Origin of the sequence: Citrobacter sp. Cpo045 (genome assembly GCF_030332875.1) — a bacterium.
GTDB classification, from domain to species: domain Bacteria; phylum Pseudomonadota; class Gammaproteobacteria; order Enterobacterales; family Enterobacteriaceae; genus Citrobacter; species Citrobacter portucalensis.
The window spans coordinates 86,533-108,739 of record NZ_JAOWGZ010000096.1; the positions used below are offsets into that span (position 1 = coordinate 86,533).

The 22,207-nt window shown below is 48.3% G+C and carries 25 protein-coding genes and 1 pseudogene; 12 read left to right on the plus strand and 14 right to left on the minus strand.

Annotation, left to right across the window (positions count from 1 at the left end; translation table 11 throughout):
* Window positions 1-65: 65 nt before the first annotated feature.
* Window positions 66-629, minus strand: a complete 564-nt coding sequence (locus OGY13_RS12035) for a MarR family winged helix-turn-helix transcriptional regulator (protein ID WP_213752792.1) — start codon at window positions 627-629, stop codon at window positions 66-68.
* 114 nt (window positions 630-743) lie between these two features.
* On the opposite strand from OGY13_RS12035, the gene OGY13_RS12040 reads away from it, so the two are divergent.
* The gene (locus OGY13_RS12040) at window positions 744-974 is read left to right on the plus strand and encodes a glutaredoxin family protein (protein WP_008784905.1); all 231 of its coding nucleotides are present in this window, start codon (window positions 744-746) and stop codon (window positions 972-974) included.
* 66 nt (window positions 975-1,040) lie between these two features.
* Complete coding sequence (locus OGY13_RS12045; protein ID WP_213752797.1) at window positions 1,041-1,325, plus strand: Rho-binding antiterminator; 285 nt, start codon at window positions 1,041-1,043, stop codon at window positions 1,323-1,325.
* On the opposite strand, the gene OGY13_RS12050 is transcribed toward OGY13_RS12045, so the two are convergent.
* Window positions 1,322-2,092: a DeoR/GlpR family DNA-binding transcription regulator gene (locus OGY13_RS12050; protein ID WP_008784903.1), complete on the minus strand. Its 771-nt coding sequence runs from the start codon at window positions 2,090-2,092 to the stop codon at window positions 1,322-1,324. The two genes, OGY13_RS12045 and OGY13_RS12050, sit on opposite strands and share 4 nt — an antisense overlap.
* Before the next feature lie 120 nt (window positions 2,093-2,212).
* Between OGY13_RS12050 and OGY13_RS12055 the strand changes: the two genes are divergently transcribed.
* From OGY13_RS12055 to OGY13_RS12070, 4 genes are all read left to right on the plus strand, one after another.
* Complete coding sequence (locus OGY13_RS12055; protein WP_008784902.1) at window positions 2,213-2,596, plus strand: VOC family protein; 384 nt, start codon at window positions 2,213-2,215, stop codon at window positions 2,594-2,596.
* A gap of 172 nt (window positions 2,597-2,768) precedes the next feature.
* Window positions 2,769-3,398: a carboxymuconolactone decarboxylase family protein gene (locus OGY13_RS12060; protein ID WP_213752793.1), complete on the plus strand. Its 630-nt coding sequence runs from the start codon at window positions 2,769-2,771 to the stop codon at window positions 3,396-3,398.
* A 32-nt stretch (window positions 3,399-3,430) separates the two neighbouring features.
* Complete coding sequence (locus OGY13_RS12065; RefSeq protein ID WP_020996378.1) at window positions 3,431-3,838, plus strand: cupin domain-containing protein; 408 nt, start codon at window positions 3,431-3,433, stop codon at window positions 3,836-3,838.
* Between the two features lie 43 nt (window positions 3,839-3,881).
* A complete protein-coding gene (locus OGY13_RS12070; protein WP_125363831.1) occupies window positions 3,882-4,934 on the plus strand; it encodes an NAD(P)-dependent alcohol dehydrogenase in 1,053 nt (350 codons plus the stop codon).
* 38 nt (window positions 4,935-4,972) lie between these two features.
* Here OGY13_RS12070 and OGY13_RS12075 read toward each other — a convergent pair whose 3' ends face one another.
* Window positions 4,973-6,004, minus strand: coding sequence for a mechanosensitive ion channel family protein (locus OGY13_RS12075; protein ID WP_003843943.1), 1,032 nt, complete (start codon window positions 6,002-6,004; stop codon window positions 4,973-4,975).
* A gap of 245 nt (window positions 6,005-6,249) precedes the next feature.
* Here OGY13_RS12075 and OGY13_RS12080 point away from each other — a divergent pair, with 245 nt between their 5' ends.
* Complete coding sequence (locus tag OGY13_RS12080) at window positions 6,250-6,510, plus strand: DUF2534 family protein (protein ID WP_003020403.1); 261 nt, start codon at window positions 6,250-6,252, stop codon at window positions 6,508-6,510.
* A 48-nt stretch (window positions 6,511-6,558) separates the two neighbouring features.
* Here OGY13_RS12080 and uspE read toward each other — a convergent pair whose 3' ends face one another.
* The 3 genes from uspE to ogt all read right to left on the minus strand — a co-directional run bounded on the left by uspE (window position 6,559) and on the right by ogt (window position 9,123).
* Complete coding sequence (gene uspE, locus OGY13_RS12085; RefSeq protein WP_003833229.1) at window positions 6,559-7,509, minus strand: universal stress protein UspE; 951 nt, start codon at window positions 7,507-7,509, stop codon at window positions 6,559-6,561.
* A 151-nt stretch (window positions 7,510-7,660) separates the two neighbouring features.
* On the minus strand, window positions 7,661-8,413 hold the full coding sequence (gene fnr / locus OGY13_RS12090) for a fumarate/nitrate reduction transcriptional regulator Fnr (RefSeq protein WP_003020397.1): 753 nt from the start codon (window positions 8,411-8,413) through the stop codon (window positions 7,661-7,663).
* A 194-nt stretch (window positions 8,414-8,607) separates the two neighbouring features.
* Window positions 8,608-9,123: a methylated-DNA--[protein]-cysteine S-methyltransferase gene (ogt, locus tag OGY13_RS12095; protein WP_008784895.1), complete on the minus strand. Its 516-nt coding sequence runs from the start codon at window positions 9,121-9,123 to the stop codon at window positions 8,608-8,610.
* 225 nt (window positions 9,124-9,348) lie between these two features.
* Between ogt and smrA the strand changes: the two genes are divergently transcribed.
* A complete protein-coding gene (gene smrA / locus OGY13_RS12100; protein WP_032943576.1) occupies window positions 9,349-9,912 on the plus strand; it encodes a DNA endonuclease SmrA in 564 nt (187 codons plus the stop codon).
* Between the two features lie 12 nt (window positions 9,913-9,924).
* On the opposite strand, the gene OGY13_RS12105 is transcribed toward smrA, so the two are convergent.
* Window positions 9,925-11,157, minus strand: a complete 1,233-nt coding sequence (locus OGY13_RS12105; protein ID WP_008784893.1) for a GGDEF domain-containing protein — start codon at window positions 11,155-11,157, stop codon at window positions 9,925-9,927.
* A 67-nt stretch (window positions 11,158-11,224) separates the two neighbouring features.
* Window positions 11,225-13,339 carry a putative bifunctional diguanylate cyclase/phosphodiesterase gene (locus tag OGY13_RS12110; RefSeq protein ID WP_213752798.1) on the minus strand — a complete coding sequence of 705 codons (2,115 nt, stop codon included), beginning with the start codon at window positions 13,337-13,339 and terminating at the stop codon, window positions 11,225-11,227.
* A gap of 411 nt (window positions 13,340-13,750) precedes the next feature.
* On the opposite strand from OGY13_RS12110, the gene OGY13_RS12115 reads away from it, so the two are divergent.
* From OGY13_RS12115 to dbpA, 4 genes are all read left to right on the plus strand, one after another.
* Window positions 13,751-14,860, plus strand: a complete 1,110-nt coding sequence (locus tag OGY13_RS12115) for a methyl-accepting chemotaxis protein (RefSeq protein WP_213752794.1) — start codon at window positions 13,751-13,753, stop codon at window positions 14,858-14,860.
* 154 nt (window positions 14,861-15,014) lie between these two features.
* The gene (gene zntB, locus OGY13_RS12120; RefSeq protein ID WP_032943570.1) at window positions 15,015-15,998 is read left to right on the plus strand and encodes a zinc transporter ZntB; all 984 of its coding nucleotides are present in this window, start codon (window positions 15,015-15,017) and stop codon (window positions 15,996-15,998) included.
* A 275-nt stretch (window positions 15,999-16,273) separates the two neighbouring features.
* Window positions 16,274-16,441 (plus strand): proline-rich small protein YnaL, encoded by a 168-nt coding sequence (ynaL, locus tag OGY13_RS12125; RefSeq protein WP_191553967.1) that lies wholly within the window; start codon window positions 16,274-16,276, stop codon window positions 16,439-16,441.
* Between the two features lie 28 nt (window positions 16,442-16,469).
* On the plus strand, window positions 16,470-17,843 hold the full coding sequence (gene dbpA / locus OGY13_RS12130) for an ATP-dependent RNA helicase DbpA (RefSeq protein ID WP_213752795.1): 1,374 nt from the start codon (window positions 16,470-16,472) through the stop codon (window positions 17,841-17,843).
* A gap of 78 nt (window positions 17,844-17,921) precedes the next feature.
* Here dbpA and ttcA read toward each other — a convergent pair whose 3' ends face one another.
* The 6 genes and pseudogenes from ttcA to ompC all read right to left on the minus strand — a co-directional run bounded on the left by ttcA (window position 17,922) and on the right by ompC (window position 21,935).
* A complete protein-coding gene (gene ttcA, locus OGY13_RS12135; RefSeq protein WP_032943567.1) occupies window positions 17,922-18,857 on the minus strand; it encodes a tRNA 2-thiocytidine(32) synthetase TtcA in 936 nt (311 codons plus the stop codon).
* A gap of 49 nt (window positions 18,858-18,906) precedes the next feature.
* Window positions 18,907-19,170: pseudogene (locus OGY13_RS12140) on the minus strand (tyrosine-type recombinase/integrase); the annotation flags it as partial.
* A gap of 321 nt (window positions 19,171-19,491) precedes the next feature.
* Window positions 19,492-19,734, minus strand: coding sequence for a DinI family protein (locus tag OGY13_RS12145; protein WP_032943565.1), 243 nt, complete (start codon window positions 19,732-19,734; stop codon window positions 19,492-19,494).
* A 185-nt stretch (window positions 19,735-19,919) separates the two neighbouring features.
* Window positions 19,920-20,354, minus strand: coding sequence for a universal stress protein UspF (uspF, locus tag OGY13_RS12150; RefSeq protein ID WP_003833207.1), 435 nt, complete (start codon window positions 20,352-20,354; stop codon window positions 19,920-19,922).
* An 81-nt stretch (window positions 20,355-20,435) separates the two neighbouring features.
* The gene (locus tag OGY13_RS12155) at window positions 20,436-20,648 is read right to left on the minus strand and encodes a KTSC domain-containing protein (protein WP_003833205.1); all 213 of its coding nucleotides are present in this window, start codon (window positions 20,646-20,648) and stop codon (window positions 20,436-20,438) included.
* Window positions 20,649-20,795: 147 nt separating this feature from the next.
* Complete coding sequence (ompC, locus tag OGY13_RS12160) at window positions 20,796-21,935, minus strand: porin OmpC (RefSeq protein ID WP_213752796.1); 1,140 nt, start codon at window positions 21,933-21,935, stop codon at window positions 20,796-20,798.
* Window positions 21,936-22,207 lie beyond the last annotated feature (272 nt).

The following is a 22,207-nucleotide window of genomic DNA, read 5'->3' on the forward strand; positions in this document are numbered from 1 at the left end:
ACCATGTTCATTTATAATCAAACACTAACAGAGATAATGGCTGGTGTGATTTTGCACCAACCATTTTATGTTTCCGGCGGCTGATGCTCCCGGCAAATCAGCAATGAATCGTCTTCACTCAATCTCTCTTTCGTCAGATTACAAAATCCCTGACCATCAATTTTTTGGTGGAACCGACAGCTATGGCAAAGACCAAAGCCAGGCACATTGTTGGTCCTCTGGATCCCGCGTAACAGTTCTAACAGCAGCTCTCTGAGCACGATCGCCCGTTCACCCATTGCCAATTCACCCTCCACCAAAAACGTTGGCGGGAGCAGGGCGTCCAGTAACGTACCGGCTGATTCAGTTAACTGTAAATGTACGCTGCGTTTATCGCGGGCATCCTGCTTACGAACAATCAGTCCTTTGCTTTCTAGCAGCTTCAGCGATTGCGATACGGTGCCTTTGGTGAGGCCAAGGTAGTCCGTTACGCCAAGCGGCGTATTGGAATAACGGTTGCAACGGGCCAGATACATTAACGCGCTGAGTTGTACCGGTTGCAGATCCGCCAGTAAAGGATGCTGGCGAAACCACATCCTTGTCAGGCTGGAAAGCCGGTCAAGTACGTCGAAAAGTGACATGTCGGGCATAACAAATCCTCCTCGGTATATAGTATCGATTAAAAACTATATTGACAAAGGGTAAAAGCAGCGTAGCATGAATTGTGGTATCGAATCGATACTATAATTTAAAGGAGATGTATCATGACTAAAGCTCGTTTCTATCATGCAGGTTGCCCGGTTTGTGTTTCCGCAGAACAGACACTTTTGCAGCATTTGTCTGCGGATGTTGAAATCGATGTGGTTCATCTTGGAGAGCAACCTGATCGGGTTGCTGAGGCTGAAGTGGCTGGCGTGAAATCTGTTCCGGCGCTGGTGATTGACGGCAATGTGCTGCATATTAATTTTGGCGCTCCCATTGAAGCGTTGAAATAGCTGGATAGTTCGGGAAGTTGCGTTGGCGATTTCCCGAATATACAAGACGTTGGGGAAGGTAGTGTGATGAAAACGACCGAAGAGTATCTCCCGATAGATTGCGATCTTCATGATTATCTGGAAATCGCCTGCATGTACCACTATTGGTTGCGCATTGAACTAACGGATGGCACATGTTTTGATGCTAAAGCGCTGACGACGTGTACCACCGTGGAAAAAGAAGAATTTCTGGTCGTGGGGCAATCTGAAAACCAGCAAAAAATCCGTCTGGATTATCTGTCAGCGATCACCGCGCTGACACCAGGAGCGACGTTTAGCACAGTTAGTTTTCAGCGAGCCTACCGCGGTTAGACTGTATAAATTCGAATGTCGTGCGCCTGGAACGCTGTGGCGTACTCTTTGCTGATGTTGTCCTCTACAACAATTACATCGATATTGCTGCTTTCGGTAACGACATATCGGGCGACGGCTGGGATTTTTTCAGCCGTTAGCGCGACGATAGTTTCATTACATTGTTTAATCACCGCTTTTTTGAATTCACAATCCGCATAATCAAATCCCGTTAAGCCGGATTCAGGCGACATCGCGCAGCCGCCAATAAATCCCTGATCGAATAAAATGTCCTGCACTTGTGCGATGGCGGAAGCTCCCACGCACCCACCTGAAGATCTCTGCACCACGCCACCCAGCATAATGACTTCAAACAGCGGTTTTTTTAGCAAAACGGCGGCAATTTCCGGTGAATTTGTCACCACGGTTAACGCCAGTTCGGCGGGCAGAGCTTCTGCCATTGCCAGATTGGTGCTACCCGTGTCGATAAAAATACAGCTTCCAGATTTGACCAGTCGGGCACATCTCTGCGCGATGTTGCTCTTTTTGGCTACATTAATACTCTTGCGCACGTCGATGTCTTCGGATTCAGGGAGTGTAATGACCGCGCCACCATAGACTTTTTTACACACGCCATCTTTGCTCAATTCATGCAAATCACGACGAATTGTGTGTTCAGAAACACCTAATCGGTTAGCAAGTTCAGAACAAATGACTCTGCCGTTTTCTTGCAGGATCTGAAAGATAAGCGCCTGGCGCTGTTCCGGGAATGCGGCGTAATCGAGCATAGATACTCCAGGTGAAATAAATATCGAGCAATAGAGTGCATGATCGTGCATTATGATTAACGATGTCAACATCCCTTACTGGGGCCGTACTATTCTGGATACAACGGGAAGAGGTTCGCTATGAAGATTGCGCATATGGCGTTATGGACACAGGATCTCGAGCAGCAAGCTCGCTTCTGGGTCTCGTTTTTTGACGGCAAGATCAACGAGAAATACCGCAGTAAAACCAATCCTGGGTTTGAATCTTATTTTGTCAAAATTGGCGAGGAAATTGCGATTGAGTTAATGACCAAACCGGGTCTTATCGGGCAGCAACCTGACAATAATCGTTGCGGATGGGTACACCTCGCCATTTCTGTTGGCGGCAATGAAAATGTTGATGCCATTGCAATGCAAGCGCAGGAACAGGGGATATTAGTCTCAGGTCCGCGCACTACTGGCGATGGTTATTACGAAGCGGTGATAAAAGATCCTGACGGCAATTTAATCGAGATTGTGGCGTAAGTCTTCAATCAATTACCTGCAAATAAAGAGTACCTGCTGCTCATTATTGATGAGCACAGCTCATAAGTTTGTCCTTCTTTTCCTCTCTAATCACCGACACGTCGAGTCTCTATAATTTTACTGTTTTCAGCCCCCGGTGGTGCAATGTTGCCACCGTTTTGGAGAGTCGAATATGCAATACCAACTGGATGCCAGACAACAGGCAATCATCCCCATTGCGGCATTCACTGCCACAGGACAGATGGAAAAGCTGGACGTCGCGCTCAACGCCGGACTGGATGCGGGACTCTCGCTCAGTGAAGTAAAAGAGATCCTGCTACAGCTCTACGCATACTGCGGTTTCCCTCGCAGCCTGAACGGTCTGTCCTGCTTTATGTCGGTGGTGAAAAGTCGAAGCGAGAAAGGGCTTTCAGACGACGAAGGTAGAACGGCCACGCCGCCACCTGCAGACTGGAACAGTGTTCAGGCTGGGAGCCTAACTCAGACGCAACTGGTTGGACAGCCTGTAAGCGGTCCGCTGTTTGACTTTGTACCCGCTATTGATGTCTGGCTTAAAGCACATCTGTTTGGCGATATTTTTCAGCGAGATGTACTTGACTGGCAGGACCGTGAATGGGCGACCGTTTCGGCGTTGGCCGTTCTGGGCGGCGTTAACAGCCAACTGAAAAGCCATTTTGCGATATGCCTTAACATCGGGATCCTCCCTGAGCAACTCAGTGAGTTTATTACGATACTCGAACAGCACTGTGGAGCCGGGATTGGGGAAAATGCCCGTACGGTTCTTGATGAATGTCTGGTATGAACACCGCGGACATTATCCATACTGGAGTCACTATGAACGAACAATTTGATGGTAACAGCGTCTTTCCACGTGGAGAGAAAAATGAAGCGTATGCGAAGTATTTCACTGGCGACAGCTATCTGACCATGCTCTCCATGGAAGGCGTGGTAATTGGCAATGTCGCATTTGAACCGGGTTGTCGTAACTTCTGGCATGTTCATCATGAGGGTGGACAAATATTGCTGGTGACCGGTGGCAGAGGCTGGTATCAGGAGTGGAATAAACCGGCACGTGAGCTGAAAACCGGCGATGTCGTGCACATTCCGGCGGGAATGAAACACTGGCATGGCGCCGCGCGTGATAGTTGGTTTGCCCATATCGCCGTGGAAATCCCGGCCCCTGGCGCGTCGAACGAATGGCTGGAACCGGTTAGCGACGCTGAGTACAACCTGCTGCCCTGAACTATGCTGGTTCTGGTAACACCTAATCCCTGAGGAGATCTCAATGGTCATGAATGTGAAGGGTTATGCTGCTCTGGCGGTGAAAGAAGATTTAGTCCCCCATAATTTTGTTCGTCGCGATCCGCGTGAAGATGATGTGGTTATCGATATTTTATACAGCGGTGTATGCCACTCGGATATTCACAACGCCTACAACGATTGGGGCGGTGCTAAATATCCGATGGTACCAGGGCATGAGATCATTGGCCGCGTGGTGCATGTTGGTAAGTCGGTAACAAAATTCAAAGTGGGCGATCTCGCAGGGGTCGGCTGCATGGTTGATTCGTGTCAACACTGTAGCGCCTGCGAGCAGGGGCTAGAGCAGTATTGCGAAGAAGGTAACACGCTAACGTATAACGATATCGACCGTCATGACGGTCTGCCTACTTTCGGCGGCTATTCTGACAAAATTGTCGTTACCGAAAAGTTTGTGGTGAAGGTCCCTGAAGGGATCGATTTACGCGGTGCGGCGCCGCTGCTTTGCGCCGGGATCACAACATGGTCGCCTCTGCGCCACTGGCAGGTAGGCGAGGGCAGTAAAGTCGCGGTTGTCGGTCTGGGTGGACTCGGGCATATGGCAATCAAACTTGCAAATGCGCTGGGCGCGGAAGTTACGCTGTTTACGCGTTCACCGGGCAAAGAAGCTGATGCCAGACGTTTGGGTGCCAGTCACGTTGTGCTTTCCACTGACAGTGAACAGATGAAAGCGACAGCGAATCAGTTTGATCTGATTATCGATACTGTGCCCTACGTTCATGACCTGAACCCTTATATCCCAACCCTGGCGCTAAGCGGTACGCTGGTGCTGGTCGGTTATCTTGGTGCGTTGGATCCGTTTCTGAATACGGTTCCCCTGATCCTTGGGCGTAGGTCTGTGGCGGGTTCAGTTATCGGCGGCATTGCTGAAACGCAGGAGATGATGGATTTTTGCGGTCAGCATGGTATTACCGCCGATGTCGAAGTGATCGATATTCAGGATATTAATCGTGCCTGGCAGCGGATGTTGAAAAGCGATGTGAAATACCGCTTTGTAATTGATATTGCCTCATTGAAATAAGTACAAAAAAGACGCGGATTTCCGCGTCTTTTCTTTTGTTAGTGTGTCGATGGCGATGCTTCAGGATTATCCATATACAGCGTCTGGCTGGGGAACGCAAAGTCGGCGCCGTTTGCCTGGACTATCGTGATAATCTTTAAATAAACGTCTTGCTGTACCGCGAGCCATTCCTTCCAGACGGTGGTTTTCGTGAAGCAATACACCATGATATTCAACGATGAATCGGCAAATTCATTAAAATAGACCAACAGAGTTTGTTTCTGGTCTATTCCAGGATGGTTTTGCAGCATTTCTCTGACCGACTCGACAACGGCACCGACTTTATCGGCATCCTCATATCGTAACCCGATCACCGTTTTAATTCGCCGGTTGGTCATGCGCCCTGGGTTTTCTACGCTGATGGAGGAGAAAATCGAGTTTGGCACATACAACGGACGATGGTCGAAGGTGTTTATTTTAGTCATTCGCCAGCCAATTTCTGCTACCGTGCCTTCAATATTGCGGTCCGGGGAGCGGATCCAATCGCCTATGCTAAACGGTCTGTCGAAATAGAGCATAATGCCTGAGAAAAAGTTGCTCAGAATATCTTTCCCCGCCATACCCACTGCGATACCGCCAATACCGCCAAAGGTTAACAGGCCGGATAAGCTCATACCGAAGTGTTCGCCATACAGTAAAATGATGGCAACCACGATGGTAATCTTGATGATACGCGACAGGATCCTCGCGCTGGTGATATCTCTGCCTTTATTAATCTGCGTCTTTTCAAACTGATTAATCACCAGAAAAAGTTTGATGGTCAGGATCAACGCAATCAACGAGGTGCAGATAAAGTCGACCACGCTGGGGGAGATAAATTTCAGGCTGTAACTTTCGATAACGTTATTAGCAATGCTGCCAAACGTCCCAATGATAATGGCATAGACAAAAAATTGTGCGGCATGAAATATGAATCCTTTGCAGCGACGCTCTCCACGATGATACCAGACGCTCATCAGGACCAGCGCGGCACAGCAGCTAAGAATTACCGTCAAATTAAACGCATTATTCATAAACAGTTCAGCGATCATGATTCTTCCTGGCAACTCCGTGTTAGCTAAATATCATCTGACATCCTAATCCCCAGATATTTTACTCAGTTAAGGCGGTCAGATCATTAATCAAAAGGAGAGATAAATAATGCAATCAGCGCTATTTTCAGCGAAATAACGCTGACGTCAACCCTGTATGCGGTTTATGTAGCAGACAGTCAGTTGATGTCATGGTATTGTTAGCGCAAAGTAACAAGGTTTTTCATTTGCAAAAGGACAGTACTATGATCATGGCTAAGCTGAAAACAGCGAAGGGACGGAAGTTTCTGTTGTGCCTGCTTGGGGTGTTTATTATCGCAGCGTCGGTCGTGACGCGAGCGACGATCGGTGGCGTTATTGAACAGTATGACATTCCGCTATCCGACTGGACCGCTTCAATGTACGCCATTCAATCTGCAATGATTTGTGTCTACAGCATGGTGTTTACGATTCTGTTGGCTATCCCGCTTGGTATCTATTTCCTCGGCGGTGAGGAGCAACACTAGGCGTTTAAAATGCCGGATGATATCGCCATCCGGCATTTCATTGTGTGGTTAATCGTCTTCTTCGTCGTCCAGTTCAACTGGCGTCTGATATTCATCCGGCTTGATGACCAGCAGGTCACAGCGTAGATGATCGATAACCTGTTCCGCGGTATTACCAAGAAACGCAGCAGAAATACCGGTACGTCCGACGGTCCCCAATACCACAATACCCGCCTGCAAGTGCTCGGCTAAATCAGGAATGACTTCTTCAGGTAAGCCTTTTTCAACGTGCGTCACTTTCTCATCAATACTGAATTTCTGGCGTAGCGCCTTCATGGCCAGCAGATGCTGTCCACGGATTGCATCGTTATAAACGCTGGGATCAAATTCAGGCAGTTCAATCGCGATGTTGATTGGTGTGACAGGGTAGGCGCCTACCAGATGCACTTCGGTATGGTTAACCTGTTCTGCAAGCTGTAGCGTCTCTTTAACCAGTTTTTCATTGAGCGCGTTGTGATAAGCCTCTTCACTGGCGAGGTTTACGGCAACCAGTGCTTTACCCCCTTCAGGCCATGGCTGGTCTTTCACCATCCATACCGGACTTGGACATTTACGCAATAAATGCCAGTCGGTTGGCGTAAATATTACGGCTTCGAGGCGGTCGTGTTGGTGCGCCATCTTGAGGACCAGATCATGCCTGGCACTGATGACTTCCTGGATGATGGCTTCAAAGGGTCGGTTATGCCAGACCACTTTAATCTCCAGAGGGATCCCTGCTTCGATGTAGTATTTCGCTTGTTCACGTATCCATGCAGTTCGCTGGCTGATGACCCCCTGACGCATTGCCGTACGCTCATCAGGCGACAGCAGGGTAGTCATCTCATAGGAAAAGTCATAGATCGGCAAAAAGGCTTTAATTTTGCCACCAATCCGTTGATGCAAATAAACAGCTCGCCGTAATGCTGGTTGATCGTCCTGGTTAGGGTCGATGACGACCAGCATATTTTTATACATAGCCATACAGGGTCTCCTTACAACTGTCATCGCAGTTTGTAACTAAAAGAGTAACCCAATAATGTGGTTTGAAACAGGGAATAACCTCCTGCCAGATCAATAAATCGGGAAAATTTAGCGATTTGACAGAAGGATAACAGAGAGGCTTGCGGAAAGATTACGCAACGTTACGCGTGTGGCCGGCAAGAACTGCCAGCGCGTCGCTGTTCTCAATAGTGATATATTTGCCTTTCACCGCCAGCATGCCGCTTTTCTGGAAACGACCCAGCAGGCGGCTGATGGTTTCAACCGTCAGACCGAGGTAGTTACCAATGTCGCCACGGGTCATGGTCAGGCGGAATTCACGAGGCGAGAACCCACGCTGGGCGAAGCGACGAGACAGATTGTAGATAAAGGCCGCCAGGCGCTCTTCAGCGTTTTTCTTCGACAGCAACAGGATCATATCCTGGTCGCCTTTGATTTCGCCACTCATCAGACGCATCATCTGCTGACGCAGGTTCGGCATCTTACCAGACAGGTCATCAAGGGTTTCGAAAGGAATTTCGCATACCATTGAGGTTTCCAACGCCTGAGCAAAGCTCGGGTGATGGCCGCTGCCAATGGCGTCAAAACCTACCAGGTCACCCGCCAGATGGAAACCGGTAATTTGCTCATCGCCTTGTTCGGTAATGGTATAGCTTTTTATCGTTCCGGAGCGGATAGCGTAGAGTGATTTAAGCTCATCACCTGCTTTAAAGAGCGTCTGCCCTTTTTGGATAGGCTTTTTGCGCTCGATGATGTTATCGAGCTGGTCAAGCTCATGCTCGTTAAGTGTGAACGGGATGCAAAGCTGGCTGATGCTGCAATCCTGGCAATGGATAGCACAACCGCCAGACTGAATGCGCCGTATAATTCGCTTTTCCGGGATCATAGGTCTGCTCAAGCCGTAATTGATATTTGTCAATTTTAACATCTTTTTGGTGAGCACGTAAGCCTGAGCTACTCCCAATAGAGAATAATTCAGGCATAACTGGAGCGAATGTTTGTATCTGCTTGATTAACCACACTTAATTTGGGGTCGCATTATGCGGAAGTGTGATGAATAAGGCATTAATTGCCTGGAATCTAGAGTAGCAAATAACCTTCGTGGCGCAATAACCACTCTTTTCGTTGTACACCGCCGGCATATCCGGTCATGGTGCCGTTACGTCCAATGACGCGATGACAGGGGACCACAATGCTTACTGGATTGGAGCCATTAGCTGCGCCGACCGCTCTTGCAGCGCCGGGGCGCCCCAACTGTTCGGCCAACTGACCATAATGCATGACCTGCCCGCAGGGGATAGTGCGTAATGCTTGCCAGACTTCACGCTGGAAAGGCGTCCCAGCGGTTGCCGTTTCCAGCGTGTCAATGATGCTGAGGTTTCCGGCAAAATACTCAGAGAGTTTGTCGCTTAATCCACCAGGATTTTTGGCGGTAATGCGCTGATAACCTTCTGTACGGTAATGAATATCAAGCAATTGTTCCATGCGATCGCTGTGCTGATCCCATTCCACTGCGCGCAGGCGAAATTGCTCATCACAAATAACCCACAGCGGGCCCAGCGGCGTGTCGATGGTGTCTTCCAGTAAGTTAAGCATCCGTTTCTCTCATTACAGCATTCAGGCGAGCCTACACATTATCACGCCAGTGACCGTCGCAGCTATACCCCTAAAAACGGATATCAACTTGTCGTGAGTAGATCGGTTCAGCGCGGAGGATCCGGTTAATTATTGGAAATAATCGTAAACCGTTACCAGTACAGTTGTCGGTATAATAGTGCGCGGTTATGATAATGCCCGTCGCAATACGCTGGAGGATGAAACATGAACCTTGATGATGCATCGCTGTTTCTTGACGCAATGGGGGATGTTCAACCGCTGAAAAACCATGCCGATGTGCACTGGCAGCCCATGCGTAATCTTCGCACTCCGGCGCGTATCGATACGCTACAACTGGATAATTTTCTCTCGACGGGATTTCTCGATATTGTCCCGTTGAATGTGCCGCTCGAGTTTCGTCGCGAAGGTTTACAGAACGGCGTGACCGACAAGCTGCGAAACGGAAAATACCCGCAGCAGGCGAGCCTTAATCTTATTCGCCAACCTGTTGAAACATGTCGCCAGATGCTCTTTAGCTTTATTCTGCAGGCGCAGCAGGAAGGGTTGCGTAACGTGCTGGTGATACACGGCAAGGGACGTGACGATAACTCCCATGCCAATATTGTTCGCAGCTACGTGGCGCGCTGGTTGACGGAATTTGACGACGTGCAAGCATACTGCGCCGCACTGCCGCATCATGGCGGCAGCGGGGCATGTTATGTGGCATTGCGTAAAACCGCACAGGCAAAACAGGACAACTGGGAGCGTCACGCTAAACGCAGTCGCTGAACGACGTAAACATCAGGCGGCCAGTACTCTGTTCCTGCCTTCGTTCTTGGCTTTGTACAACGCGTCGTCAACGCGTTTGAATAACTCATCGATGCTTTCATTTGTTTCGTGCCGTGCTACGCCAATGCTGACGGTAAAGCGGGGAAGGCCAGGGAGAGTCACTTTGGCCACCGTCGCCCGTATCACTTCTGCGAGATTGAGGGCAATATCTAACGAGGTTCGCGGCAGCAGCAGCACAAATTCTTCACCTCCCCAGCGAAAAATCAGATCATCCTTTCTTGCACAGGATTCAAGTGTGCGTGCCAGAGCACAAAGTACCTCATCACCTTTTAAATGACCAAAAAGATCGTTAATGCTTTTAAAGCGATCGGTGTCGATCAACAGCAGGCTGTAATCCTGTGTCAATGACATCGCGTGGGTCTGTTCCGGCTCGGTTACCTGATAAAAATGTCGGCGGTTAAGCAATCCCGTTAAGGCGTCACGCAGGGCCGCACGCTCAAGCTCCTGTTCCAGCCGTTTTTGCTCGGTAATATCATGAATAATGCACAGCATGAGCTTATTACCGTAGATTTCGATTGGCCCGGCGTAGGTTTGTACGTGACGGGATGTGCCGTCTGCCAGTTTATGCACAAAATGCAAAGGTTTATGGCCACCGGGAAGATGGGCGATTTCATGCATCACCGGGAGTATATGGCGGCCCAGCGTATTGATTTCCCATGTATGTTTCTGGCACATCGTATCATGACTATAGCCATAAAAATTTAGCGCACTGAGATTTGCATCAACGATAAGCCCATCACGGGACGGATCGATAAGCAACATTGGGGCCGAGTTAGTCTGGAAAAAACGCGCGTAAAATCCCTGTTTTTTTCGCTGATAATTCGCTGAACGGCTCGCTTTCAGACCTTGCGAAGTCGGTGTTTCAATGCCTTCGAAAAGAATAACGTCACCTGATTCCGGCAGAGAGCGGATGGACAGGCGGCTGGCCATCGCGACGTCTTCACCTTCGCGGCAAACCGTAAGGATTTCTACAATGTCGTGATGATTTCTCAAATCGCTGAGATACATGGTTAAATCATTTTGGGCATGAGTTGAAAATATGCCCTTGCGGAGTAGAGAAAAGCAGGGGGCCTGCATCAGTTCCCGTGCAACGGTATTAGCGAACACCAGTTCTTCGGTATGCGGCGAAACAATCCACACCGGCAGGGTTAATAAATCCAGTGAATGCAGCTCGGTTGTGCTCATCGATAATCCCGTTATCTTTATCTGCTGTGTTGCCCGTTTAATGGCATCTGTTTTTTATATTACAGTCTCATAATGTTATTGATTGTTGAGGAGACAAAGACTGTACGATTCGCTGCTGCTTAATGTTGCTTTCCGTTGGAATCAATTCATGGATCTGATGCGCAGGCAACGGTTTTGCAAACAAGAAACCTTGCAGCACGCCACATCCCATCTGGGTCAGGAGTATTTCCTGCTCCTGGGTCTCTATTCCTTCAGCCACCACTTGCATATTCATGGAGTGGGCTATGTCAATAATAGTAGACACAATCTTTGTATTTTTGCTGTTCTCGCTGATATCTTTAACAAATACTCTGTCAATTTTTAATTCCTGTGCCGGAAGAGACTTCAACATCAATATATTTGAATAACCGGTACCGAAATCATCAATTGAAACGGTGATCCCTAAAGCTGAAAATGCATTTAAGACTTCAGCGCTACGTTTTAAATTTTTAAGTGCTGTACTTTCAGTCAATTCCAGCGTGAGATATGCAGGTGATAGTTGATATTGTGCAAGGGCGCTGCAAACCACATCAACGATGTCATGTTGTTCAAACTGGGAAGGGGAAAGATTAACGGCGAGGGTCCATTCCGCATGGCCCTGTAACTTCCATTGATGTAACTGCTGGCATGCCTGCTGGATAACCCATTTTCCGACCGGAATGATAAGGCCTGTTTCTTCCAGCGCAGGCAGAAACTCAGCGGGTAACAACATTCCGCGTTCCGGGTGATGCCAGCGTAATAACGCTTCAAAACCGGTCAGGGAATGATCTCCGGCGGTGTATTTGGGTTGGTACCAAAGCTCAAATTGATCGTGTTCCAGTGCTTGTGACAGTTCCTGTAAAAATGTCGGCGGTGTATCGGCGATAGCTTCCATTTCCGGGCTATAAATAGCCCAACCGTTTCTGCCAGCCTGTTTGACATGATACATCGCCATATCAGCCTTTACTTTTAACTCATGCAACGTGGAACCATGTTCAGGATAAATACTGCTTCCCGCACTTAACGAAACCCGAATGGTGTACCCAAACAGCGTGAAAGGATCGCCAATCGCAGCGGCAATCCGGGTCAGCAGAGCGGTGATATCCTCTTTATTGCAGTCAGGAACCAGAAGAATAAACTCATCTCCCCCCAGCCTCGCCAGCGTCATGGTGTCATCAAGGCAGCTGTATATTCGCTGCGTACTGGCGATGAGCAACTGATCGCCGATGTGATGTCCCCAGGTATCGTTAACGACTTTGAAGCGATCGAGGTCGATGAATACCAGAGCAAATTGATGCTGATGCAGTTTGGAATGCTGCAAACAGGCCTGTAAGCAGGCATCTATCTGTGTGCGATTGGCAAGTCCGGTAAGTGCGTCGAAGTGGACCTGATGCTCAAGCTGGCAGTTAAGTTGATGTAAGTTGTCAGCCAGTCGGGAGGTACGCAGTTGCGAATCCACCATCGACACCACCAGCATGATACCCAAAATAACCAGCGTGACGGCGCAGACCCAGACAGAGAGTTCCAGTGTGCTGAGCCCATTGTGTACTGTGTGTCCAAAATGGGTGAATGTTGCCGCTCCCATCCCGGTGTAATGCATAGAGGCAATCGCCAGCGCCATAATAAGGGCGGCGACAAGCCGATTGATCAGGGCTCGACGGGTATTTTGGCGCAAATGAAACGCCAGCCACAAACCTACACCAGATGCAACGATGGCAATCATCACTGAGAGCAGTATCAGCGAATGACTCCATAGGATGGCAACATGCTCAATAATGGCATACATGCCAACGTAGTGCATGGTGACGACACCGGCGCTTAATATTCCAGTGGCTACGACTAATCGTTTTGTTGAAAGCGTATTACCGGAAATGGCGATATTAATGGCGAGAGTTGCAGAAATGAGCGCAATAAAGAAAGAAAATGCCGTGAGCGAAAAATGGTAATTGATCGGCATACTCATTTTCATGGCCAGCATACCGATAAAATGCATTGACCAAATACCCATCCCTAGCGTAGCCCCGCCAGACAGGCGCCAGAAGGTTGATTCACGTCGATTGGAGATTGCCACCTTGCCCGCACTATCGAGAGCAATAAAAGAGGCAATAAACGCGACAACAAAGGAAATCCCAATCAATACAGGGTCCCACGACACGTTCAACATCATACTACCTATCGAAAAAAAGCCGTGGTAATAAATCTAGCAGGTTTTGTCCAGTTAACATGATAAAACCGGGAATGTTCTTGTGTTTTTACACTGGTATTAGAGGAAACAGGAAGATAGTGAAAATAACGAGCCATTACTTATATAAGCATTCACCAAATTTATAGTTCTGTGTGTTTTATGCTCTCCATGTGCTTGTCATCACAATAACCTGATGACTGGCGCCATCACAGCCATTTTATGGAATAAAACACTGAGCTAATAGGAATAAAAGGTGTAATTTCTTGCCTTAAGTAAAAGGATTGCAGGTTCTCATTGAAAGTTCAGCTTTCGTCACAGAGCAATGGCATTCTGCATTGCAGGTGCTATAAAAAATAATATCTACATAATTTCTTAGTGCACAGGACTAAAATGTTAAATGATATTAGCGTCAGAACCTTTATTATTTTATTTCTGCTCATTTCGACAGTTGCTCTCAATATTGTTGAGATGATTTTCTCGGCCGCGCCGGAAATTATAATTGGTACAAATGTGGTAAGCGTTATTTCTATATTATGCTTATGGTGGTATATGACGAAATACCTGGTCATGCCGATCAATACGGTAAAAAGGAGCATTGAGGAAGTGACGTCTGGGAATCTGGCGATCAGTATTCCAGAGTTTGGTAATAATTGTGCAGGTAGACTAATACCGGGCATCAATAGTTTATCGAGTAATATTTCAACACTCGTTAATGAGATCCGAACATCCTCACAAACGGCGATGGCGCTCTCTGAACAGCTTGCGGAACGCAGCGCCGAGCTTTCAGTGAAAACGGAACAACAATCCGGAGCATTGATGCAGACGGCTGCTAATATGGATGAAATAGCCGTTAATACGCGAAATAATGCTGACAACACGCAAATCGCCAGCGTCCAGGCAACAGTTGCCACGCAATGCGCCATTCAGGGTGGCGAATTAATGGTGCAGGTTGCGACAAATATGCGTTCAATCACCGAATGTGCACAGCAGATGACGGAAATAATTACGCTAATTGATGGTATCGCATTCCAGACAAATATTCTGGCATTGAATGCTGCCGTGGAAGCGGCGAGGGCCGGTGAACATGGCAAAGGTTTTTCCGTGGTGGCCGGTGAGGTCAGAATGCTTGCACACCGAAGTGCGGATGCTGCTAAGAATATTAAGCAGCTGATTGCGCAAACCCATCAAAATGTTCAGCAAGGTGCAGCTATTGTGCGTGAAGCAGAAAAAAATATGCATGATATTGTCGGTGGTGCCGGTCAATTAAACCAACTGATGGGCGAGATATTAACCACTACACAGGAGCAGGAGAAAGGAATTATCAGAATTACTCATGCACTGGCCGAACTGGAGAATGTAACCCAAAGTAATGCCATTATGGTTGATGAGCTTTCTGATTCCTCGGGTATCCTGAAAAACCAGGTGATTGATCTCCAGTCGCGAACACATAAATTTCGCTTAAGTAACGCTCTTGAGTCAGCGAGATGGCAGCGGGCTTAACTGGGCATCTCGATGCAAGCGTCGCAATCGTCGGCGCTTTTTGTATTATCAGATATTTTTATGAATCATTTCAGCACAATGGGACAATGAGATATTGCTTAACATATTCTGACAGCTAGACTAACGAAAAAAGCTGAATGTTTGTGGAGGCGCTGTGGAAGCCATTAAGGGAACGGATGTTAATGTGCCGGATGCCGTGTTTGCCTGGCTGTTGGATGGCCGGGGTGGGGTGAAACCCTTGGAAGATAACGATGTTATCGATAGTCAGCATCCCTGCTGGCTACATCTTAATTATACCCATCCTGAAAGCGCCCAATGGTTGGCGACAACACCTCTTCTTCCCAACAATGTGCGTGATGCGCTGGCAGGCGAAAGTACACGCCCACGCGTCAGTAGAGTCGGGGAAGGTACGCTGATTACACTGCGCTGTATTAACGGCAGCACCGACGAGCGTCCTGACCAACTGGTGGCGATGCGTTTATATATGGATGAACGTCTGATTGTCTCAACCCGTCAGCGCAAAGTGCTGGCGCTGGATGATGTGGTCAGCGATCTCCAGGAAGGGACGGGACCGGCTGATTGTGGCAGTTGGCTGGTGGATGTTTGTGATGCGCTAACCGACCATGCCAGCGAATTTATCGAACAGCTGCACGACAAGATTATTGATCTGGAAGATAACCTGCTCGATCAGCAGATCCCACCGCGTGGTTTTTTGGCTTTACTGCGTAAGCAGCTAATTGTGATGCGCCGTTATATGGCTCCTCAGAGAGATGTTTATGCGCGTCTGGCGAGTGAACGTTTACCCTGGATGACCGACGACCATCGGAGACGGATGCAGGATATCGCTGACAGGCTGGGGAGAGGGCTGGATGAAATAGACGCCTGTATTGCCCGGACCGGTATTATGGCGGATGAAATTGCGCAGGTGATGCAGGAGTCTCTGGCTCGCCGAACGTATACAATGTCATTGATGGCAATGGTTTTTCTTCCCAGCACATTTTTAACTGGGCTTTTCGGCGTTAACCTCGGCGGTATCCCCGGCGGTGGTTGGCAGTTTGGTTTCTCACTTTTTTGTATTCTGTTAGTGGTCCTGATTGGTGGTGTTACTTTATGGTTGCACCGTAGTAAATGGTTGTAACAACAACGTTTTTTAGTGGCTTTTGCGCATGAAAACGTCCTGATTTTTGAGCGAAGTCAATAAACCATCTACCTATTCGGGGCAATATCTCTCTCGCAGGTGAATGCAACGTCAAGCGATGGGCGTTGCGCTCCATATTGTCTTACTTCCTTTTTTGAATTACTGCATAGCACAATTGATTCGTACGACGCCGACTTAGATTAGTCGGCTTTTTTTTGCCTGCAGGAAATCAGCGTCTACCCTAAAAGAGTCAACCTGAATGACTGGAGGGGTATATGACCTGTCTGATTGCAACGTCGAACACTAATTCGCTACCGACCGATCCGGTTCCCATTCCCGATCCCATACCTCGTCCGCAGCCCATGCCGGATCCGCCGCCGGATGAAGAACCGATTAAATTGTCGCATCACGGGCACATATCTGCGAGGATACGCGCCTGCTGAATGTGAGTTTTTACCGCGAGATTAAATTGTGACCGCTTTTTCAACCCTGAATGTTTTACCTGCTGCTCAACTCGAGAATCTTAACGAGCTGGGCTATCTTGAAATGACGCCTGTTCAGGCTGCTGCGTTACCGGCAATCCTGGCGGGTAAAGATGTTCGCGTGCAGGCTAAAACCGGCAGTGGCAAAACGGCTGCTTTTGGTCTTGGGCTATTACAGCATATTGATGCCGCGCTGTTTCAAACGCAGTCTCTGGTGCTGTGCCCAACGCGCGAGCTTGCCGACCAGGTAGCGGGTGAGCTGCGTCGTTTAGCGCGCTTCCTGCCAAACACCAAGATCTTAACGCTGTGCGGTGGGCAACCTTTTGGCGCACAGCGTGACTCCCTGCAACATGCACCACATATTATTGTTGCCACACCGGGTCGTTTACTTGACCACCTGCAAAAAGGCACCGTTTCTCTGGATGCCCTGAATACGCTGGTTATGGATGAAGCCGACCGCATGCTGGATATGGGCTTTAGCGATGCGATTGATGATGTCATTCGCTTTGCGCCTGCGTCACGTCAGACTTTGCTGTTTTCCGCAACCTGGCCGGAAGCCATTGCTGCTATCAGTGGCCGGGTACAGCAAAATCCATTAACGATTGAAATTGATACGGTCGATGCGTTACCGGCGATTGAACAGCAGTTTTTCGAAATCTCCAGCCACGGAAAAATTCCGCTGCTGCAAAAGCTACTCAGCCAGCATCAACCCGCATCGTGCGTGGTTTTTTGTAACACCAAAAAAGATTGTCAGGCCGTTTGTGATGCACTGAATGCGGCAGGGCAAAGCGCACTGTCATTACATGGCGACCTGGAACAGCGCGATCGCGATCAGACGCTGGTTCGTTTTGCCAACGGTAGCGCGCGCGTCCTGGTCGCAACCGATGTGGCCGCACGTGGCCTGGATATCAAATCACTTGAGCTGGTAGTTAACTTCGAACTGGCGTGGGATCCGGAAGTCCACGTCCATCGTATCGGACGTACCGCGCGTGCCGGCAACAGCGGTCTGGCGATTAGCTTCTGTGCTCCGGAAGAAGCGCAGCGTGCCAACATTCTTTCTGAAATGCTGCAACTGAAGCTGAACTGGCTAACTGCGCCAGCTAACGGCTCAATCCTGCCGCTGGAAGCAGAGATGGCGACGTTATGCATTGATGGTGGTAAAAAAGCGAAAATGCGTCCTGGTGATGTTCTGGGGGCTCTGACCGGTGATATTGGTCTGGATGGCGCAGATATCGGCAAAATTGCTGTTCATCCGGCACACGTCTATGTCGCCGTTCGCCAGAGTGTAGCGCACAAGGCGTGGAAGCAATTACAAAACGGCAAGATTAAAGGCAAGACTTGCCGGGTCCGGTTATTGAAATAACCACCCGTTGGGGCGCCTGATGGCGCTCCGCTTATCAGGCCTACAGGCGCTTATGCACGTTGTAGGCCTGACAGACGCTTACTTCACTTCCACCACGTTCAGGCGTAACTCATCCAGTTGAGCATCATCTTCTTCTGGCTGCCAGCCCGCAGGCTGCAGCGGGATCTCTTCACGATCGAACGCTAAATCCCCGCCGTCCACAACCTCTGAACCGTGCTTAATGCCTTTAAAATCGAACAGATTGATATCGCTCAGATGTGAAGGTACAACGTTTTGCATCGCACTGAACATGGTTTCAATGCGGCCTGGATAGCGTTTGTCCCAGTCACGCAGCATGTCAGCAATGACCTGACGCTGTAGGTTAGGCTGTGAGCCGCACAGATTACACGGAATAATCGGGAAACCTTTCGCTTCGGAGAAACGCTCGATATCTTTCTCACGGCAGTAAGCCAGCGGGCGGATCACGATGTGCTTACCGTCATCACTCATCAGCTTCGGCGGCATGCCTTTCATTTTCCCGCCGTAGAACATGTTTAAAAACAGCGTTTGCAGGATGTCGTCGCGATGGTGGCCGAGCGCAATCTTGGTGGCTCCTAATTCGGTTGCCGTACGGTACAGAATGCCGCGACGCAGGCGAGAGCAGAGCGAGCAGGTCGTTTTGCCTTCTGGGATTTTGTCTTTGACGATCCCGTAGGTGTTTTCTTCGACAATCTTGTACTCAACACCCAGCTGTTCCAGATACTCTGGCAGAATGTGCTCCGGGAAACCGGGTTGTTTTTGATCGAGGTTAACCGCAACTAAGGAAAAACTGATCGGGGCGCTTTGCTGCAAATTACGCAGGATCTCCAGCATGGTATAGCTGTCTTTCCCGCCGGAAAGGCACACCATAATGCGATCGCCGTCTTCGATCATATTGAAGTCGGCAATGGCTTCGCCCACGTTACGACGCAGACGTTTTTGCAGTTTGTTCAGGTTGTATTGTTCTTTCTTTGTAACTTGTTGATTATCTTGCATTCTTACCGTTCTCAAAAACCAAAAGGGGCATGTAATGGGCAAACTTCAATCACAGGGCTAGTTGGTTATTCAACATTGCAACCCGATCGTCATTCATTTCTTCAATCCATGTACTGTAGACGTCGTACACTATTTGCGCGTTTTCATGCCCCATCTGATTAGCTATAAATGATGGGTTCGCTCCAGCCGATTACAGCCAGCAGGCAAAAGTATGCCGCGTATGGTACGGATTACGGCGACGAATACCAGCACGTTTTACAGCTGCGTTCTATCTGGCACCGATGCTACTCATAGAGTAGTAAGATTTTTGCTCTTCGTGACCAGACCAGAATAAACAGCGAACAGCATGATTGGATAAAGGTACATGGTCCCGGACAGGAAGCAATTAATCAGCTGAAAGCAGATATTGAAGCGCTGAAGAAAATTGTGGAGCAGTTCACCGCCAGATAATTCAGTTCTGAACTATCAACGAGCAATGTCAGGGAGCGAAAAACGCAGGGTGTGGCGAACTGCCGCAACCATGCCGTATGCAAGAGCATGGCTGCGGCCGACCGGCAAACGTCCGATAGTGCGAGTATTGAATGATTGCCAGTCACAGCGGATGGTACTTAAGCAATATGACGATTCAAGGTGCTTAATCTGAAACCAGCCACATATCAGCCTCTTCAAACATTTCTTGAACCGTTCGGCTTATCTGTTCTTTTTCATGCTTGCTGGCGTCAGTGTTGATCGCCGGAAGTGTCATCATCGGTTTAACCCGAACTTCAGCATCGGGGAAGATCCGATGAACCCTCTTGGTCAATTCGCCGAGAATAATATCTTTTGCGCCGGGCAGACCATCAAAATTCCTTTTGTCATAAACGAGTTCCACGAACATTGCTTATCGCTTTTTTGCTGGATGTATATACAGTATTTATACTCTGTTTTTATCCGGGTTTCAAGAGAGGGCGTAATGATGTCACGACATAGCGATACTGAAATGGCCTTGTATGCTTCGATCAGGAATCGTGGGGAAAATGAGGGAGAAACAAAAAGCCCGCAGCGATATGCGGGCCAGACAGCTTAGCGGACTACCAGTACCGAACACTCCGCGTGACGCACTACAGCCGCGGCGTTAGAGCCCAGCAGGTAGGTGGTGATGTCAGGTCGGTGTGAGGCAATAATGACCATATCAGCCGGTAATTTTTTAGCGATCTCCAGAATCTTGTCTTTCGGCGCACCTTCTGCGACATGAACGTGCACTCTGTCCGTTGGGATATTGAACTTCTTGATAATCTCTTCCAGTTGAGATTTCGCTTCGGCTTTCAGATCGTCCATGGCCGGTAACTCTGCCGAGTAGGCCAGTCCCAGGGAAGCGTAATAGGGCAATGACGGAATAACGGTCAAAAAATGAACCTGCGCATCGTCAATCTTTGCTTCTGCTTCAACATGGGCAATAACGCGTTGAGTTAATTCTGAGTCTGAAATATCGATGGGTACAAGAATCGTTCTGTTCATAAAACCTCCTGTTTAAGTATCCACCTAAAGCTTACCGCGTAATGGCACTTTATGTACAATGACAACGATCACATTTTGGCATCACTTTATTTTGATTTCAGGAAATTTGCCTTTTATTACTCCATCGTAAAATCGGCCTTTAGAGACCACGATCAGGAAATCACGAAAAATACGGGCAGGGACCTGCTGATATTGCAGGGTAGCCAACTGGTGAAAGCGAATTTCTAGCGTGCAAGAGGATTCGTCATAGCCGACGGATGCAATACGAGATGATTTTACAGGATGATGATTCATTGCAGGTATTCTCTACTACAGGGCTTAATGCAAGATATCATCTATCAGAGATGTGTTTTAACGCAACAGATATAATGTTTTGAATGAGATAAAACAGAGTTACACAGAAAATAAGGAGAGCCCGCTGTTGCCAGCGGGCTGACAAACTTAGAACTGGTAAACCAGACCTACAGCAACTACGTCATCAGTAGAGATGTTTTTGTTGGTGTAGAAGCTATCGTCTTCATCCAGCAGGTTGATTTTGTAATCAACGTAGGTAGACATGTTTTTGTTGAAGTAGTAAGTCGCACCGATGTCTGCGTATTTAACCAGATCTTTGTCGCCGTCAGATCCGTTAGCGCCCAGGTCCTGACCTTTAGACATCAGGAAGGAAACGGACGGACGCAGACCAAAGTCGAATTGGTACTGTGCAGTTACTTCGAAGTTCTGAGTTTTGTTGGCTACGCCGCTATCACCGTATGGAGTCATGTTGCGAGTTTCTGCATACATGGTTGCCAGGTAGATGTTGTTCGCATCGTATTTCATACCGACAGTCCAGGAATCAGCTTTGTCACCGCCAGCAACGTCGCCGCCCTTAGTGGTCTGCTCGTTAGTACGGTCAGACGTGGTGTATGCCGCACCGAAGCTTACGCCCATACCCAGGTCGTAGGTAGAGGAGAGACCGAAGCCGTCGCCGTTAGAGTTCTGAACGTTACGACCATTACCATTACCGGTACCTTCCTGGTCGAAGCCATCTTTGATCTCATCACCAGATTGCTCGTTCGCACCCTGGTACTGCAGCGCGAAGTTCAGACCGTTCACCATACCGAAGAAGTCGGTGTTGCGGTAAGTTGCCACACCGTTCGCACGACCGGTCATGAAGTTGTCTGCTTTGGTGTAAGAGTCGCCACCGAATTCTGGCAGCATATCGGTCCAACCTTCTACGTCGTACATAACGCCGTAGTTACGACCGTAGTCGAATGAACCGTAGTCGCCGAATTTCAGACCTGCAAAGGCCAGACGAGTAAAGTTGTTGCTGCGGTTGCTTTCAGTAGTGTTGGCATTTACCTGATATTCCCACTGGCCATAGCCGGTGAGCATATCGTTAATCTGAGTTTCGCCTTTGAAGCCGCCACGGAAATAAGTCTGATCGCCATCATTGCTGGCATCGTCAGAGAAGTAACGCAGACCATCAATTTTTCCGTAGAGATCTAATTTGTTACCGTCTTTATTATAAACTTCTGCAGCGTGAGCAGCACCAGCAGCTAACAGGGCAGGAATAACAAGAGCCAATACTTTTCTGTTCATTGAAATAATCCTTTAGTTTTTTTATTAACCTGTGACCACCCATGTAGGGAGTAAAAGCATGCTAAAGGAGAAGTTCCGTAAAGAGATAAATATGAATTGTTACGTCTTAAGTAAAACCTTAAACAAATAATTCTACGGAAATAGTAATAGTTTACATGAATGAGTTAATGAAAATATATATAAAATAAAAATTATACAATTGAATTTTGTTGGGCTATTCTGCGCGTGTTATATGCCTTTATTGTCACGTTTTATTTTTTGTTGGTATATTG